This is a genomic window from Gordonia gummivorans (genome assembly GCF_022513585.1).
Taxonomy (GTDB): Bacteria; Actinomycetota; Actinomycetes; order Mycobacteriales; family Mycobacteriaceae; genus Gordonia.
The window spans coordinates 14,469-29,799 of the sequence record NZ_JAKWBF010000010.1 but is presented as its reverse complement, the minus strand read 5'-3'; the positions used below and the strand labels follow the sequence as shown (position 1 = coordinate 29,799).

17 protein-coding genes are annotated in these 15,331 nt (G+C 67.6%); 10 read left to right on the top strand and 7 right to left on the bottom strand.

Annotated features, from left to right (window positions below; translation table 11 throughout):
- Positions 1 to 29: 29 nt before the first annotated feature.
- Complete coding sequence (gene msrA, locus MKW15_RS09545; RefSeq protein ID WP_240857372.1) at positions 30 to 728, top strand: peptide-methionine (S)-S-oxide reductase MsrA; 699 nt, start codon at positions 30 to 32, stop codon at positions 726 to 728.
- Between the two features lie 6 nt (positions 729 to 734).
- Positions 735 to 1,799, top strand: a complete 1,065-nt coding sequence (locus MKW15_RS09540) for a winged helix DNA-binding domain-containing protein (protein ID WP_240857371.1) — start codon at positions 735 to 737, stop codon at positions 1,797 to 1,799.
- Here the strand turns inward: MKW15_RS09540 and MKW15_RS09535 are convergent.
- A complete protein-coding gene (locus MKW15_RS09535; protein ID WP_240857370.1) occupies positions 1,796 to 2,557 on the bottom strand; it encodes a VOC family protein in 762 nt (253 codons plus the stop codon). The genes MKW15_RS09540 and MKW15_RS09535 overlap by 4 nt on opposite strands.
- 60 nt (positions 2,558 to 2,617) lie before the next feature.
- Here MKW15_RS09535 and MKW15_RS09530 point away from each other — a divergent pair, with 60 nt between their 5' ends.
- The 5 genes from MKW15_RS09530 to MKW15_RS09510 all read left to right on the top strand — a co-directional run bounded on the left by MKW15_RS09530 (position 2,618) and on the right by MKW15_RS09510 (position 7,107).
- Entirely contained in the window at positions 2,618 to 3,511 is an 894-nt protein-coding gene (locus MKW15_RS09530) for a S49 family peptidase (protein WP_240857369.1), read from the top strand.
- 319 nt (positions 3,512 to 3,830) lie between these two features.
- Positions 3,831 to 4,178 carry a rhodanese-like domain-containing protein gene (locus MKW15_RS09525; protein WP_240857467.1) on the top strand — a complete coding sequence of 116 codons (348 nt, stop codon included), beginning with the start codon at positions 3,831 to 3,833 and terminating at the stop codon, positions 4,176 to 4,178.
- A 344-nt stretch (positions 4,179 to 4,522) separates the two neighbouring features.
- Positions 4,523 to 5,305 (top strand): DUF4328 domain-containing protein, encoded by a 783-nt coding sequence (locus MKW15_RS09520; protein ID WP_240857368.1) that lies wholly within the window; start codon positions 4,523 to 4,525, stop codon positions 5,303 to 5,305.
- Positions 5,302 to 6,111, top strand: coding sequence for a glycerophosphodiester phosphodiesterase family protein (locus MKW15_RS09515; protein ID WP_240857367.1), 810 nt, complete (start codon positions 5,302 to 5,304; stop codon positions 6,109 to 6,111). Before MKW15_RS09520 ends, MKW15_RS09515 begins: the two co-directional genes overlap by 4 nt.
- A 15-nt stretch (positions 6,112 to 6,126) precedes the next feature.
- On the top strand, positions 6,127 to 7,107 hold the full coding sequence (locus tag MKW15_RS09510; protein ID WP_240857366.1) for a DUF5926 family protein: 981 nt from the start codon (positions 6,127 to 6,129) through the stop codon (positions 7,105 to 7,107).
- 9 nt (positions 7,108 to 7,116) lie between these two features.
- Here MKW15_RS09510 and MKW15_RS09505 read toward each other — a convergent pair whose 3' ends face one another.
- The 4 genes from MKW15_RS09505 to MKW15_RS09490 form a co-directional block, all read right to left on the bottom strand.
- Positions 7,117 to 7,656, bottom strand: coding sequence for a ferritin (locus MKW15_RS09505; RefSeq protein WP_240857365.1), 540 nt, complete (start codon positions 7,654 to 7,656; stop codon positions 7,117 to 7,119).
- 91 nt (positions 7,657 to 7,747) lie between these two features.
- Complete coding sequence (locus MKW15_RS09500; protein WP_308221032.1) at positions 7,748 to 9,103, bottom strand: LCP family protein; 1,356 nt, start codon at positions 9,101 to 9,103, stop codon at positions 7,748 to 7,750.
- Positions 9,104 to 9,216: 113 nt separating this feature from the next.
- The gene (locus MKW15_RS09495) at positions 9,217 to 10,023 is read right to left on the bottom strand and encodes a CPBP family intramembrane glutamic endopeptidase (protein ID WP_240857364.1); all 807 of its coding nucleotides are present in this window, start codon (positions 10,021 to 10,023) and stop codon (positions 9,217 to 9,219) included.
- A gap of 42 nt (positions 10,024 to 10,065) precedes the next feature.
- Positions 10,066 to 10,851, bottom strand: coding sequence for a DUF2470 domain-containing protein (locus tag MKW15_RS09490; RefSeq protein ID WP_240857363.1), 786 nt, complete (start codon positions 10,849 to 10,851; stop codon positions 10,066 to 10,068).
- A gap of 165 nt (positions 10,852 to 11,016) precedes the next feature.
- On the opposite strand from MKW15_RS09490, the gene pheA reads away from it, so the two are divergent.
- Together pheA and MKW15_RS09480 are read left to right on the top strand one after the other, a co-directional pair.
- A complete protein-coding gene (gene pheA, locus MKW15_RS09485) occupies positions 11,017 to 11,994 on the top strand; it encodes a prephenate dehydratase (RefSeq protein WP_240857362.1) in 978 nt (325 codons plus the stop codon).
- Positions 11,994 to 12,653, top strand: a complete 660-nt coding sequence (locus MKW15_RS09480) for a histidine phosphatase family protein (protein WP_240857361.1) — start codon at positions 11,994 to 11,996, stop codon at positions 12,651 to 12,653. The genes pheA and MKW15_RS09480 overlap by 1 nt, the downstream gene beginning before the upstream one ends.
- 479 nt (positions 12,654 to 13,132) lie before the next feature.
- Here the strand turns inward: MKW15_RS09480 and MKW15_RS09475 are convergent, their stop codons facing one another.
- Together MKW15_RS09475 and MKW15_RS09470 are read right to left on the bottom strand one after the other, a co-directional pair.
- Complete coding sequence (locus tag MKW15_RS09475; protein ID WP_240857360.1) at positions 13,133 to 13,483, bottom strand: metallopeptidase family protein; 351 nt, start codon at positions 13,481 to 13,483, stop codon at positions 13,133 to 13,135.
- A gap of 4 nt (positions 13,484 to 13,487) precedes the next feature.
- Positions 13,488 to 14,849 (bottom strand): septum formation family protein, encoded by a 1,362-nt coding sequence (locus MKW15_RS09470; RefSeq protein WP_240857359.1) that lies wholly within the window; start codon positions 14,847 to 14,849, stop codon positions 13,488 to 13,490.
- Between the two features lie 49 nt (positions 14,850 to 14,898).
- Between MKW15_RS09470 and MKW15_RS09465 the strand changes: the two genes are divergently transcribed.
- Positions 14,899 to 15,324, top strand: a complete 426-nt coding sequence (locus MKW15_RS09465; RefSeq protein WP_240857358.1) for an ankyrin repeat domain-containing protein — start codon at positions 14,899 to 14,901, stop codon at positions 15,322 to 15,324.
- The last annotated feature ends 7 nt before the right edge of the window (positions 15,325 to 15,331 follow it).

Here is a 15,331-nt window from a genome sequence, read left to right as displayed (position 1 = left end):
GCGATCGGGGCTCCGCGTAGACTTGGCGCATGTCGTGGCTTGACCAGCTGTTATCCGGACGCGCACACAAGCAGGAACTCGTCGCAGCCGACGCCGCCCTGGCCGGACGCGAGATCGCGCAACCGCTCGCCTCGGAGAACATCGTCCTGCATCATCCGATGCGCGGAACACCGGATGAGAACTGCGGCGGTGTCGGTCGCTTCGACGGCTACCAAGCGGTGATCCTCGCGGGCGGGTGCTTCTGGGGCGTCGAGGAGATCTTCTGGCAGGTCCCCGGCGTGTACACGACCGCGGTCGGCTATGCGGGCGGGTACACCCCCAACCCCACATACGAAGAGGTCTGTTCGGCCCGCACCGGACACACCGAATCCGCGCTCGTCGTCTTCAATCCCGCTGAGATCGACCTCGAGGGCATCCTCAAGACCTTCTGGGAGACCCACGACCCGACCCAGGTGATGCGACAGGGCAACGACGTCGGCACGCAGTACCGGTCGGCGATCTTCACGCTCACCGAGGCCGACGCCGAGCTGGCGCGCGGCACCGCGGAGAAATTCGCGACAGCGCTTGCCGAGGCAGGCCTCGGCAAGATCGCGACCGAGATCGCTCCGCTCGCCAAGGCCGGTGACGGGCACTTCTACTACGCCGAGGACTACCACCAGCAATACCTGGCGAAGAACCCGCACGGCTATCGCTGCCACGCGGCGACCGGAATCCACTACCCCGCGTAAGTGCCGGTGACCGAACAGATTTCGCGGCGGCAATGGAATCGCACGCTGCTGCATCGTCAGCACCTGCTCGAACGCGTCGAGGAAGACGCCATCGAGATCCTCGACCGATGCGTCGGACTGCAGGCCCAGGATCCAAGTGCGCCGTTCTTCGGATTGCTGTCGCGGATCGAGGGATTCGATTCGAGCGAACTCGACGACCTGCTCACCGAACGCGAGGTGGTGCGCATCGCCTTGCTGAGGTCGACGCTGTTCGTCGTCGACGCCGAGGACGCGCGGTGGATCCGACCCCTCGCCCAGCCGGTGCTCGACGCCGAACTCCGCCGCAACCACGCGTCGAAGCTGGTCACTGCGACGGCCGAGCAGGTCCTCGCCGACGCCGACGAGCTGTTGGCCGGCCGGGAATTGCGCGGTGCCGAACTTGGTGCAGCCCTCGCGACTCGGCACCCCGACGAGCAGCCAACGGTGCTGACCGCCATCGCACGATGCGGGCTGCCGCTGGTGCAGGTGCCGCCGCGCGGGCTGTTCCGTGGGAAGCAGGCGGTGACCTACCAGCGCTTCGACGACTGGGTCGGACCCGGCGAACCCGCGATCGCGGGCGACGAGGCCCGTAAGGATCTGATCCGGCTCTACCTGCGGGGTTTCGGGCCGGCGACCGTGCAGGGCATCCAGACGTGGTGCGGACTCACTGGGCTGCGACCACTCGTGGTGGCGATGGAGGCCGATTGGGAGCTCGCGCGGCTCAGCGGCCCCGACGGCGAGGACCTCTACGACCTCGAGGGTCTCGACATCGTCGACGACGGCCCGGTGCCGCCGCGTCTGGTCGCACCCTTCGACAATGTCCTTGTCGCACAAGCAGATCGACGACGCATCGCCGACGAGGAAGTCTATCGGCGCACGGTCACCGCCAACGGCGCATCGCCGGGCTTCGTTCTCGTCGACGGTTTTCTGGCCGGCACCTGGCGCGTCCGGAACGACGGCACGGTGGGCGTGGAGTACTTGCGCGAGGTGTCGGCGAAGGCACGACGGGATGTCGATGCGGAGGTCGATCGGGTGGAGACTTTCGTCGGCTAACTGCCGGTCCGCGGGTTCCGGCTGGTGATGCAGTAGCGGCGACCCACCGGGTCGGCCATCACGGTCCACCGGTCGTGGGCGACGATCACCCGGGCGCCCCAATCCTCGTGGCGGGCCACCTCATCGGCCACCGAATTGGTGGCGACGTCGAGGTGGGCACGAGTGCGCGTGGGCACGCCCTGCGCGTCGCGGGCCGGCTCGTCGAGCCGTTGAAGCAGGATGCCCAGCGTGAGCTTGGGGTCACGGCGCAGCGCAACGAGCTCGGGTCTGCTGGTCGCCTTGGTGGCGGCACCGGTGATCTGTGACCAGAACAGCACCTCCGCGTCGAAGAGATCCCGCGGGCAGTCGATGCACACCTGGTCGATGATGCTGATCGCGTCACCCGGCCACCGGATCGGCCGTGACTTGCGTGCTTCGCCCTCCCACGGCACGAGGCAGAACACCATCCCGCCGGGCGAGGCCAAGGTGAGGTACTTGCCATGGTCGGCCACCGACGTGGCGCCGAGGGCAAGGGCTTCGGTTGCGGCAGTGCGTGGATCGTCGGTGTGGATGTCGAGGTGGACGCCACCCGGACCGTCGTCGATGCGTTGCACGCGCAGGTGGGGATCGCCGAAGAACGGTTCGAGTGAGGCGAACTCGCGGTGCTCACCCCGCGGCGGCGACACGGTGCTGCCCGCGATGGCCCGCCAGAACGTGACCTCCGGACCGAACTGTTCGGCCGGGAAATCGAGGAATGCGCTCAGCCACCGCACCTGCATGCGCAAAGTGTAGGTCGGCGGATACGCGGACCCGGCTGTGCACGCCCTAGACTCGACGCAATGAACGCAGGAGTCCTGGGCAAGCTGGGCAAAAAGCTCTCGAAGTCGCACACCGAGCAGGTCGCGGTGGTGCGCCTCGACGGCCCGATCGGCGCGTCGCCGGTCGGACGACCCGGCCTCACCACCGACACGGTGGAACCGATCCTCAAGCGCGCATTCGCGACCGAACGGCTCAAGGCCGTCGTCGTGGTGATCAACTCGCCGGGTGGCTCACCGGCACAGTCGGAGTACATCGCCGAGCGGATCCGGCAGCTCGCCTCGGAGAAGGGTGTGCCGGTCCTGGCGTTCCGCGAGGACATCGCGGCCTCGGGCGGGTACTGGATCGCCTGCGCCGCCGACGAGATCATCGCCGCCCACACCTCCATCGTCGGATCGATCGGTGTCGTGTCCTCGGGATTCGGACTCGCGGACGTGTTGTCGCGGTTCGGTGTGGAGCGTCGGCTCTACACCTCGGGCGACAACAAGGCCCGGCTCGACACCTTCTCGCCGGAGACGGCCGAGGATGTGGAGTGGCTCAAGGGACTGCAGCGACAGCTCCACGAGTCGTTCATCACCTGGGTACGGCAGCGCCGCGGCAAGAAGCTCAACGGGCCCGACGACGAGCTGTTCAGTGGAGATGTCTGGGTGGGCGCCAACGCGGCCGAGGTGGGCCTCGTGGACGGCATCGGTGTGATGCGGTCGGTGATCGCCGAGCGTTACCCGGATGCCGAGATCACCGTCGTCGAGGCGCCCAAGCCGTTGCTCGCCCGAGTGATCGGCGGGCAGATGTCGATGAGCGGAGGCGGGTCGGTGGACAGCGTGCTCACGGTGCTGGCAGAAAGCATCACGACCGGTGTACTGGCCGCCGTGGACCGGGCCCAGACGCTGCGAACCACATACTCGACTCGGCTCTGAAGCGCAATTTTCCCCAGGTTTATCCACAGGCTTTCTCAACGGGAAGATTCTGCGAGACCCGACAGATCCATGCACTCATGTGAATTTTGTGTGCGCAGGCTGCACTTTTGTAGTGACGCCCGTCACATAGCAGATGGCGTTGGCCAGCATGTTTCCACAGTTTCCACAGTCTCATCCACAGGTTGACCGTCAGGGTTGATTGTTCTGAGCGGCGTCGATCGTTCACATGTGGATAGAAGTATGATGGTCCACATAGTCGGCTGTTCGGACGGTGTGGTCCGCGTCGGGAGCTCGCTGTGCCACCATGGAATGCGTGAGCATGGGCGACATTGCATCGGTTGCGGTCAACGAACTCCCGGACGACTTCAGCGGAGTTGCCGACGTGGTGATGCTCGACGTCCGCGAGGACGATGAGTGGGCAAACGGACACATCCGTGGCGCGGTGCACATCCCGATGGGCGATGTCCCCTCCCGACTCGAAGAGATCGACCTCGACGCGGAACTCTTCGTGGTCTGCCATTCCAGCGGCCGGTCGATGCGGGTGCTGCAGTACCTGGCTCAGGTCGGCTACGAAGGGTCCTGCGTGGAAGGCGGCATGCTCGCCTGGGTGCAGCAGGGACGTCCGGTCGAGGTGGGTGGCCCGGCCGGGAACGACGATCGCGGATGATCGATCTCTGCCCGCGGTGCCGCATTCAGGCGCCGCACCGCCCGGGCCGTGTACGGTGCCCCCGATGCGGTGGCCCACTGTCCGTCGTCGAAGACGCGCATCAGGCGCTGGCCGTGGCCGGTGCTCGACCCGGCCAAGCCCCATCCGGTCATGTCCCACCCGGTCATGTCGCACCCGCCCAAGCCCCACCCGCCCAAGCCCCGCCCGCTCGACCCCAGCAGCCGCCTGCCTACCCGGGGCGGTACCCCAACCAGGGTCCGGCTCCCGCGGGATACGGCCGGCCGGGGCCGGCCTGGGGGCCCGGTGGCCGCCCGCGGCTGTACCGAGCGGCAAACATGCGTTGGGTGGCCCGCCGCCCACCGGAATCGATTCCCCCGCAGCGCCCGCACCGACCCCGGGGACCGCGGTCGATCCCGCGCTACGCATACCTGCCGACGTGGGGCCTTCGGGACCGGCCCGTCTCCGAGGAACACGCCGTCGATCCGGTCGAGAACGCCCAGTCGCAACTGCGTCTGGCGCTCCTGGTGACCGGTGGCATCCTTGCGGCCTCGGCGGTCGTGCACCTGTTGCGCTACATCCTGTTGACAGTGAACCGGACGACGCCGATCCCGAAGTGGCTCATCGACACCTCGACCGTCCTGGTCCTCGGGTGCGGCGTACTGGCTGTCCTGTCGTTCATCGTGGCCACCGCTGCGTTCGTGGCCTGGGTGATCGAGGTGCGCAAGCAGTCGTATGGTCTGGCAGACCGGCTGGACCCGCGGCGCCGACGGTGGCTCATCGTGCTCGGCGGCATACCCCTCGTGAACATCGTGGGTGGCGGGCTCCTCATCGCCGAGGCGGCCGACGTACGGCCCGATCTCGACCGGGACCTCATCCGTCGCCGTCTCATCCGCCTCTGGGTGGCGTGGGGCATCGTCAACGCGGCGGCGATCGCGGCGATCGTCTTCCGCCTGTACGCGTGGCAGTCCGGTTCGATCCAATCCGGCGCCAACGCCCTGACGATGGTGATCATCAGCGCGGTGGTGTCGTCGGTGTTCGCATTCTGGATGGCCGACCGCGTTCCTCGCCTGTTTGCCGCACCCGCGCCCGACCCGGTGCCCGACAAACGCTGGGTAGTGCTCGCGTGAGCGCCCAGGGCCCTGCCTATGTCGCCGAACAGGTTTCCCGTTCGGGAAAGCCCGCAGTGGTCGCTCACCGAGGAGCCTCCGGGCACGTGGCCGAGCACACGCTGGGCGCCTACGAACTCGCCCTCGCCCAGGGAGCCGACGGCCTCGAGTGCGATGTTCGGCTGACCAGCGACCACCAACTCGTCTGCATCCACGACCGCACCGTCGATCGCACCTCCGACGGCACCGGGGCGGTGAGTGAGATGTCGCTGGCGCAACTGCGCGAGTTGGACTTCGGTAGTTGGCACGACCCAGGCAAGCCCGCGTCGGTTCTCACTCTGCGCGAACTGCTGACCCTCACGCTGGATTGGCGCCGACCGGTCCGCTTGTTCATCGAGACCAAACATCCGGTGCGCTACGGCAGTCTGGTCGAGCAGACCCTGCTGGAGACGTTGCACGAATTCGGCGTTGCGGCACCGCCGTCGGCCGACCACAGTCGGGCCGTGGTGATCTCGTTCTCATCGGCCGGCGTCTGGCGTATCCGGCGGCACGCACCGATGCTGCCGACGATCCTGCTCGGCGACACTGCGCGCGTACTCGGCGGCAGCGCCGCGACGGCGGTGGGGGCCACCGGAATCGGCCCCTCGGTGGCCACGTTGCGCCAGTATCCGGACCTGGTGGATCGCGCGGCAGCGGCCGGTCGGGTGACCTACTGCTGGACGGTGGACGAACTCGTCGACGTCCAGTTGTGCGCGGATCTCGGCGTCCGGTGGGTGGCCACCAATCATCCGGCACAGGTGCGGGACTGGCTCGTCACCGTCGACTGACGAAACTGGGAGACCATGGGTAAGAAGAGCAAGCGGGGCAGCGGACCGCGCCCCGGCAGCAATCGCGCCGAGCGGGTCGCAGCGCGAAAAGCAAGGCAGATAGCGGCTCTCGCGCCGCCACCGCGCCCGTTCGGCGGGCTCGCCGCCGAATGCGATCTGGTCGCGCTGCGCACTTTTGTCGCTTCGGCGACCGCTCGGGTGGATCTGGTGGAACCCGGGCCGCCCGCACCCGAACTGACCTCGGTGCTCGCCGACGACGACGCGCCGCTGCGCGAGGTGGTGCCCGGTGTACGCAACGAAGTGACCCTGGCCACCGTCCTGCCCGGGGCCATCCCTGCCCTCGTGCGTGAAACGCGGGATATCCCAGAGGGATTCGTCGGGTTGCAGACCGAGCCGGACCGCGTCGAGCTGGGCGCGGAGCTGGCTGCCGCGATCGAGTGGGCGGCTCACGCCAAACCCGGCGAGCAATTCGGGCCGACGTCGTCTCCCGATCTTCTCGACATCGTGAAAGCCGATGCACCGCTTGATATCACGGTGTACGAGGACTTCTCGTGGTGGTTCCCGCCCGGCACCGACGTGCCACCGGAGATTGCCGAGATGTTCGAGCGCGCAAACGATTCGGTGCTGCCGACGGCGCGCCTGCAGACGGCAGCCGGGGTCGGGGCGCCGTGGTGGGTGGATGCCGGTGAGCGAGCCCATCTCCGGTGGATCCGCCCGGAACCCGAGGATGACCTCATGACCGCGTTGGCCCGACTTCACGCCGCGGGGCGGCTCACGCTGGGTGAGGGGTCGCGCTTCGCCGGGTCGTTCCGCACCCACGGGCTGTTGGTTCCGGTCTTCGACCTCGACAACGAGATGCACCACGAGGAGTGGTATCCCGGCGTCGACCAGTTCGAGACGTGGCTCGGTGACGCACTCGCACAAACCGCCCCGCTCACCCCGGACGAACGGAGTTCACGGGACGGCATCCGCGGACGTCAGGTCACGCTGCGCTAAACCTCGGCGTCAGAGGTTTCCGCCGGCCGCCGGCGGGGCGGTGGCGTCCTTCGTGTCTGCGGTGTTGAGTTCGCGTTCCACGAAGTTCTCCAGGTCGAACAGATTGCCTTGGGCGCGTTCGGCAATGGTGCGCAGGGTGGTCATCGTGGCGACCTCCTCGACCTGCTCCTTGAGGAACCACTGCATGAACTGCTCACCGAGGTAGTCGCCGGTGTCGCGGGCCGACTTCGCGAGGTCGACGATCTGCTGGGTGACCGCCTGCTCCTGGGTCAGCGCGAGCTCGATCGGCGCCTTGTAGTCGTCGAAGTCCGTTCGCGGGGCGTCGATCCCGGGAACCTGGACGGCCATGTCCCGGTCGAGGAAGTACTGCACGATCATCATCGCGTGATTGCGCTCTTCCACGGACTGTTGGTAGAAGTGCCTGGCCAACTGCGGCATGTCGTGATTGTCGTAGTAGAGCGCGACCGCGATGTACTGCTGCGACGAGAAGAATTCGTTGCTGATCTGGTCGTGCAGGAGCTGGTGGAATTTCGTTCGTTCGGTGCTCATGAGATCCATTCTACGTGGATCGCAGATGCACGACGATGAAGTTCTCCCTAACTAAGGTTAGTCTGACCTGCGAATATGCTGTCATCGATGATCAGTTGACGACTCCACCGGTGGTGTCGAGCAGTTGCTCGGGCACCGGTTTGCCGGCCTTGAGGTACTCGAAGAACTGCTTGGTGTTCTCCGACACCGGGAGCACCGATTCGCCGCCGTCGAATTCCGCTGGGCCCGTTGGTGTTGTCGTCGTGATCGGATCGTCGCGCAGGGCGAAGGCGAGGGCGGCGAGGTTCCAGATGTGATCGTGACGGTCGACGACGAGGGCGTCGACCGCCCCGTTGACAAAGCCGAAGAACCGGAACGGATTCAGCAACACCCCGGGGCTGGTGGCCCGAGATACCAGCGCGGAGAGGAACTTCCGTTGGTTGACCACGCGCACGAGGTCGGCCTGCGGGAAGTCGCGCGAGCGGACCAGGGTCAGGGCCTGACGGCCGTTGAGCCGGTGGCACCCCTTCTTCAGCGGTGGTCCGGCCTTGGGGTCGTTGATGGGTTGGTCGAGACAGATGTCGACGCCGCCCACAGCGTCGACGAGGGTGTCGAATCCGCCGAATCCGACCTCCGCGTAGTGGTCGATACGCAGGCCGGTGAGGTTCTCCACCGTGCGCACCAGCAGTTGGGCGCCACCGGAGTTGAAGGCCGCGTTGATCTTTGCCGTGCCGACGCCGGGGATGTCGACGTACAGGTCACGCGGCAAACTGACGATGAGCGGCTTCCCGTCCGGCGGATTGTGCACCAGCATGATGGTGTCCGTGCGGGCGCCTTCCGCGTCGCCGGTGGACAGGTCGGTGCGCTGTTCGTCGGAAAGGTCTGCGCGCGAATCTGTTCCGACGATGAGCCAGTTGGTGCCGGGCGTGTCACCGGGGCGTCCGGCGTAAGAGACCAGGGCGTCGACCCGGTGCAGCTTGCTGTCGTAGTAGAAGACCATCGCGACCATGCCGACCACGATCACCAGCAACAGCACCAGCAGAATGCGCAGGATCGGCCAGCGGCGCCGACGACGCGGGCGTTTGACGTCGCGGGGTGCGGCGGGCGGCGGCGGCTGGGAGCGTCGGTGGTCGGGGTCCCGATGGGACGGCCTGGCGGGCCGCGGCGCCTCCGCCGGAATGGGCTCCGGCTCCTGCGTCGGCGCGTACTCGCGTGCCCCGGGTGGGCGGTTGCCCGACCGTCGGTCGTCCGGCCGGTGAGTGCCGGGAACGGCCGACCACGCCTGCGGAGGGTGATAGATCTCACCCGGTCGGCCGGCCGAGCGGACGGTCGCGGCGTCGGGCTGGGGTGATCGGGGTCGCTGCGGACCACGCGGATCCTGGTACGGGCGAGGTGGCGGCTGAGGGCCTCGCGGCGGCGGGTTCGGCGGACCCTGCCTACGCATCATCGGCGGGTCCGGCTGGTTCATCACATCCAATGTACTGACGAGAGCCCCGCAGAGTTCCCGAGATAGCCGGACATTGTCGGCTCGCGAGCCCTTCGAGGCTCGCAAGCTCGCACCTCAGGGAGCGGCAGAAGGCTTCAGCCCACCCACGACAGGTGGTCGCTGAGCAGGGCATATCCGACGAATGCCACGACGTCGATGACGGCGTGGGCGATCACGAGCGGCCAGGTGCGTCCGCAGATCTGGAAGTAGCGGCCGTACACGAGGCCCATGACCACGTTCCCGAGGCCGGCGCCGAGCCCCTGATACAGGTGGTAGGTACCGCGCAACACCGCACTCGCGGCGAGCGCGCGATTCTCGCCGACACCGAGCTGGCGCAGCCGGGTGATGAAGTAGGCCACCACGATGATCTCCTCGGCCGCGGCATTACCGACCGCGACCAGGATCAGCACCGGCCACTGCCACCACGTGTCCGCCGTCGCGGGCACCAGGTGAGCGTTGACGCCCAGCGCGCGGGCGACGGCCACCAGGGCCAGCCCGGGCAGGCCGATCACCGCGGCCAACGCCAGACCGGGCGGCACGTCGCGGCGGGGCGAGACACGACGCAGACCGGCCTGGGCGAACCCGACGCCGCTGCGCCACAGCAGGTAGACGCCCAGCGCGGCGATCGCGAACAGTCGAAGCCCGCTCATCACCTGCCGGATCGCGTCGATGACGTCGAACTCCGAGCGGCTCGGGTTGAGGGCAACCGTGGTGCCGCCGATACCGCCGGCCATCTGACTCTCGATGAGCGACAGGACGGCGTAGATCGCGGAGAAGCCGAAACTCAGGACCCCGACGATGGCCAGTTCGATCCACAGCGCCCGACGCTGGGTGGGGTCGGTGATCACCTCGATGCCGTGCGAACCCGACGGGTTCCACAGGGCACGCGGCGAGAGGGCCATGGCGGCCAGATTACGGTGCGGCGGTCCCCGCAGGGGTGCCGGTCAGTCGGGGAGGCTGTTCATGAACGGGCAACCCGCCAGCGAACGCAGTGCGTGCGAGAGTTCGTAGACGTCGGTGACCGGTCGGGGGAAGGGGAGCCGCACGTCGGAGTCGCCGTCGACGGTCTCGATGCGGAAGCGGATGCCGAAGCGGTCGAGACCCAGCGGGCGGATGCGCCCCTTGCGGAGGTGCCGCGGGAGGCGTCGGACCAGTTGGTCGATGATGTCGGCGTGGTCGGCGTCGAGGTGGGCGATCCACCCGTTCTCGTACTCCCAGAACGGGTCGGGGGTGGCGTCGGCCAGCTCGGCAGCGCTCACCGATGCCGCGCCGGAACCGCTCGCGATCACCGCGGAGTCGATCTGCAGCCGCAGCATCGAACTGCCGTGCCCGATGTCGAGCAGGCCGCCGTCGGGATGCTCGGCAGCGATCTCGATCGCGAGGTCACGCTCGAGGTCGGCCGGAACCGGGTGCAGGACGCCCTTCAGCCAGATCAGCGACCGCACCCGTTCGCGCAGGTCGATCGGTGCGCAATCGGTGATCTCCAGCATCGCCGCGACCCCGTCGGGAGCGTCGACCACCGCCGCCATCGCGTCGCCACCGGTCGGTACCAGCACAAACGCCTGCGACTCGAAGAGATGCACCACGTTGACCGCGATGGGGTCGATGGCACCGGTGTCGGTCCCGGTCGATTCGGCACCCTCGACGGCGAGGATCGCGTCGCTGACCCGACGACATGCCGTCTGGATCATCTCGGCATCCGTCGGACGGTCGGTGACGGTTCGGGTCATGTCGGTGTCTCTCTCGGATCGGAAACGCCCGTGCCGGGCTTGCAAGGTAACCCTAACCTAATTCGAGACTGTGAGTGGAGTCAACGCCAGGATGAACAAAAGCACCCGAAGGAGTTCATCTTCTCCTCGCGGCGAGCGGTCGCAGGTGTCGACTACTGTCGTGGAGTGTCCGTGTTCGCGTACTTCGGCCCTGCCGGCACCTTCACCGAGATGGCGCTCGATCAGGCCCTTGCGACCCCGCGCATCGCCGAATCGCTGAGGCTAGGTGGCGGTATCGAGCGGGTTGCCGCTGCCAGTCCGGGCGCCACCATCGAGATGGTGCGCAGCGGTGCCGCCGACTATGGATGTGTCCCGATCGAGAGCACGCTGGAAGGAAATGTCTCGGCGACCGCCGACGCACTCATCCCGCCCGGCGCCGGCGACAAGGGTCGGGTTCAGGTCTTCGGTGAGACGACGCTCGACATCGCCTTCACGATCGCCGCTCGCACCGCGCTCGCACCGGAAGAGGTGCGGACGGTCGCCGCCTACCCGGTGGCGGCCGCTCAGGTGCGCAGTTCGGTGGCAGGGCTCTATCCCGGGGCGGAGTTCGTGACGTCGGTGTCGAATGCCGCGGCCGCTCAGGACGTGGCCGCGGGCAAAGCCGATGCCGCGGTCACGACCGGTCTGGCGGCGGCGCTGTCGGACCTGACCGTCCTGGCCGACGGCATCGCCGACGCGCAGGGCGCAGCCACCAGATTCGTGATCGTCGGGCATCCCGCGCCACCCCCGGCCCGCACCGGCGCCGACCGCACCGCGGTCATTCTCGACCTGCCCAACGAGCCGGGCAGCCTGATGGCCGCGATGAACGAATTTGCTTCGCGCGGAGTCGATTTGACGCGTATCGAATCGCGACCGCAACGCGATCTGGACTACGGCAGGACGTTGGCGGGACACTACCGATTCTTCCTCGACGCCGTCGGGCACATCGACGACGACGCTGTTGCCGAGGCGCTCGCCGCCCTGCAACGACGCTGTGACCGCGTGGTGTTCCTGGGCTCGTGGCCTGCCGATCGCGGCGCCGGGTCACCACCGCCCGACCACTCGGGTTCCCGCGCCTGGCTCGACGCCATGCGTCGTGGTGACAACGCCGGAGACGGGTCCTGATGGCTCGTCTTCATCTCGTGCGTCACGGCGAGACCACGTCGAACGTGATGCGTCGCCTCGACACCGCGCTGCCCGGCGCGGCTCTCACCGATTTCGGTGTGCGCCAAGGGGTTCGCTTCGCGCTCGAGAACGCGCGGACCGAGAATGCCGTGCTGGTGAGTTCGGTGGCCCGCCGCGCGGAGCAGACCGCCGGACTGATCGGCTCGGTGTGGGAGGTCGACACCGAGGTCGTCGAGGGCCTGCACGAGGTTCAGGCCGGCGACCTCGAAGACCGGACGGACGCCGACGCGCACGACGTGTTCCGCGACGTGATGGACCGTTGGCACCACGGAGATCTGGACGCGCGCATCCCCGGCGGTGAGTCGCTGGCCATGGTCTACGACCGGTACCTGCCCGTCGTCGAGGATCTCGCCGGACGATTCCTGACCGGGCCGCAGCAGCAAGACGTCTACGTGGTGAGTCACGGTGCGGCGATCCGGCTGGTCGCCGCCCGACTGTCCGGCATCGACTCCCGGTTCGCGGCGGCAACCCACCTACGCAACACCGGCAGCATCGAACTCGAATATGTCGACGGACTCTGGGTCGTCCATCGCTGGGGTGCCGAGCAGGCGCCGTTCGGGCGCGTCGACGAACCACTGGTCGACGAGCCGATGGGCTGAGTCTCTCCGGTCGACTGACTCGAAGTTCGGTGTCAACGCCGCTGACCTGGGGAAATGCGTCAACGTGCGGCCCGCAAAATCTAGGGGACGAACTTCTTCCCCGAGGTTCGTAGTCATCCGCGAGAATTTTCTGGGGGAGGACTCCAAGGGTAGGGGAAGAAGTTTCTTCCCCTACTTTTGTGGGCGCGCGTTCCTGGCGTCGCGTTCGGCGGAACGCGACGACCGACGACGGTGACTGAGATCGGGCCCGTCAGTGTTCGCTTCCGGGACACATGCCCGGAGGACCACCGTCAGGGGCCCGATCCTGGCCAGTGGCCCCGACCTCCAACCCTTCCCGCCTCCACGATCGACGACGACGTCGGCGGGGTAGATCGCTGATCCGAAGAGTTCGGCGACCGCCCCGGTGAGCTGATAAATGCAACCCTGTCGTCGTTTGACGGGGAGGTGTGGCCAGTGAGCCGATCACCGAACCCGCCGGATCAGCCCCACCCGTTGGCGTGCAGCCACTCGTCGTCGATGCCGAAGTGGTGGGCGATCTCGTGGATGACCGTCACCGCGACCTCGTGCACCACCTGATGGCGCGTGTTGCACATCGCGAGGATCGGTTCCCGGTAGATCGTGATGGTGTCCGGGAGGAAGCCGCCGTAGTCGTGGTCACGGCTGGTCAGGGCGACGCCCTGGTAGAGCCCGAGGATGTCGGGTGCTTCCGGGTGATGCGGTTCGACCAGGATCACCACGTTGTCGATGGCGTCGGTCAGCTCCGACGGGATGGTGTCGAGCGCGTCGGAGACCAGCCCGTCGAAGTCGTCGTCGGACATGTGTACGGCCACCCGATCAGCCCGCCGGTGCCGGAACTTCTTGCGGATTCGGCTGCACGCCCGGCGGCAGCGGAACCGGGGTCGGGAGTGCGCGGCCAGGAGGCGCTTGCGGTGGTGCGACCGGCCGCTTGCCGTTGATGAGCAATAGTTCTCCGCCGCCCTTGGCGTCGCCGACGAGGGTGGCAAAGCCGCCGCGTTTGTCGGGGAGCGCCAGGAAGCAGACCACCTTGCGGCTACCGGCCAGCCAGCTCGCCTCCTGGATCACCGACGAGTTCACGTTGAGGGTGGTGGCCTCGAACTTGGCCTTGCCACCGACAAACCGTTCGGCCTGGACGGGACAGATGTTGGCGAGGTAGTCGTTCTGGGTGCGGATGTTGGGCCACGGTTTGCCCGACAGGCGGTCGCCGAACCGGACCGACAAGTCGACGATGCCGGTGGTCTGGAATGCGTGCGGCTCAGCGCAGTTCACCGGATAGCCGGTTGGCTTGCGGGTGGCGCGGTCGATCCCGATGCAGGTGCCCTCCGGCCACACCAGCGACTGATCCTGGTCGGCGACCCGCCCGGAGTACTGCATGGGCTGGCCGTCGGGTCCGGATTGCTGCAGGCCGCAGCGCAGCGCCCGTGCTCCCCGCTCCCATTCGTACTGCGACGGGTACATCATGCCGACGGAGAATTTTCCGTGCGGATCGAGACGACCGGCCATGTACTCGTTGACGATCACCGGGCACTGCTCGTCGCGGATGGTGGCGAACCGGGCGTCGCCCGGCCACGGACCGTCCTCGCCGAACTCGGCGCCCGGGAACACCGAGGTGTCGAGCGCCCCGGCCACCTCGAAGCGGTGCTTCTGCGCGCAGTCCACCTTTGCCGGCTGACCCGGGTTTCCGGGCGGCCAATCCAGGCAGTCCCCGGGAACCGACTTCGCGAACGCGTTGTCCTCGATGCGTTCACTTTCGCCGATGTCGCTCTGGCCGACGCTGCCGCTGTCGTCGAAGAGACCTGCGGCGACCGCGACGACGGCAGCGACCACGGCACCGATGATGATCGCCGACAACACCACCCGCACCGGATTGCGCGCCACTGCGCCTCGCCAGCCGGACACATGTGGAGGCGGCGTTGCCGCGGGCTGGTCCGTGTACTCGGGTTCGGCGTACCCAGGTTCGACGCTGTGCTGTGTGGTGTCCCCGAGGTCGTACGCGGTGGTCTGCTCGTCGGAAGACAGATCGTCGGCGGGTGGGTCGGTGTGGAGGTCGCCGAGTTGCTCGGTCGCATTCTCGGAATCAACGCTCGCCGGCTCGTCGGCAGTCGACTCGGTCGGCTCGTCTGGGAGCCGCTGTGATGGTGCGTCATCGGTGTCGCGACGCTCGTCGTCGTCGTTCATCGCACTCCATCATGCCTGTTGGCCCGGTGTTGCCACACCTACACTCGCCATGGTGAGTGCCGAAGACAACGACATCGACCCCGACGTCGCGGAACTGGCCGGGCGGCTTTTCGACATGGCGCGCGCCGGTGACACCGACGCGCTGAGTGCCTATCTGGATGCCGGCGTACCCGTCGACCTGCGAAATCAGTCCGGCGACACACTGGTGATGCTGGCCGCCTATCACGGGCACGTCGACACGGTCGCGGCGCTGATCGCACGTGGCGCCGACGTCGGGTTGGGCAACGACAAGGGGCAGACACCGCTGGCCGGTGCCGTGTTCAAGGGGCACGACGACGTGGTGCGCGCCCTGGTCGCCGCCGGGGCCGACCCCTTTGGCGGACACCCGTCGGCGGCGGACGCCGCCGTGATGTTCGGCCGCGACGACTATTCCTCGCTGTGGCACCCCGATGGCGGTGACCGGCCACTCCAGTAGGGTTTGA

Excerpts from the sequence above, each read along its gene's own strand:
- msrA (WP_240857372.1), top strand. The coding sequence starts at position 30 with ATGTCGTGGCTTGACCAGCTGTTATCCGGACGCGCACACAAGCAGGAA.
- MKW15_RS09535 (WP_240857370.1), bottom strand. The coding sequence starts at position 2,557 with ATGCAGGTGCGGTGGCTGAGCGCATTCCTCGATTTCCCGGCCGAACAG.
- MKW15_RS09530 (WP_240857369.1), top strand. The coding sequence starts at position 2,618 with ATGAACGCAGGAGTCCTGGGCAAGCTGGGCAAAAAGCTCTCGAAGTCG.
- MKW15_RS09525 (WP_240857467.1), top strand. The coding sequence starts at position 3,831 with ATGGGCGACATTGCATCGGTTGCGGTCAACGAACTCCCGGACGACTTC.
- MKW15_RS09510 (WP_240857366.1), top strand. The coding sequence starts at position 6,127 with ATGGGTAAGAAGAGCAAGCGGGGCAGCGGACCGCGCCCCGGCAGCAAT.
- MKW15_RS09505 (WP_240857365.1), bottom strand. The coding sequence starts at position 7,656 with ATGAGCACCGAACGAACGAAATTCCACCAGCTCCTGCACGACCAGATC.
- MKW15_RS09500 (WP_308221032.1), bottom strand. The coding sequence starts at position 9,103 with ATGAACCAGCCGGACCCGCCGATGATGCGTAGGCAGGGTCCGCCGAAC.
- MKW15_RS09495 (WP_240857364.1), bottom strand. The coding sequence starts at position 10,023 with ATGGCCCTCTCGCCGCGTGCCCTGTGGAACCCGTCGGGTTCGCACGGC.
- MKW15_RS09490 (WP_240857363.1), bottom strand. The coding sequence starts at position 10,851 with ATGACCCGAACCGTCACCGACCGTCCGACGGATGCCGAGATGATCCAG.
- MKW15_RS09480 (WP_240857361.1), top strand. The coding sequence starts at position 11,994 with ATGGCTCGTCTTCATCTCGTGCGTCACGGCGAGACCACGTCGAACGTG.
- MKW15_RS09470 (WP_240857359.1), bottom strand. The coding sequence starts at position 14,849 with ATGAACGACGACGACGAGCGTCGCGACACCGATGACGCACCATCACAG.
- MKW15_RS09465 (WP_240857358.1), top strand. The coding sequence starts at position 14,899 with ATGGTGAGTGCCGAAGACAACGACATCGACCCCGACGTCGCGGAACTG.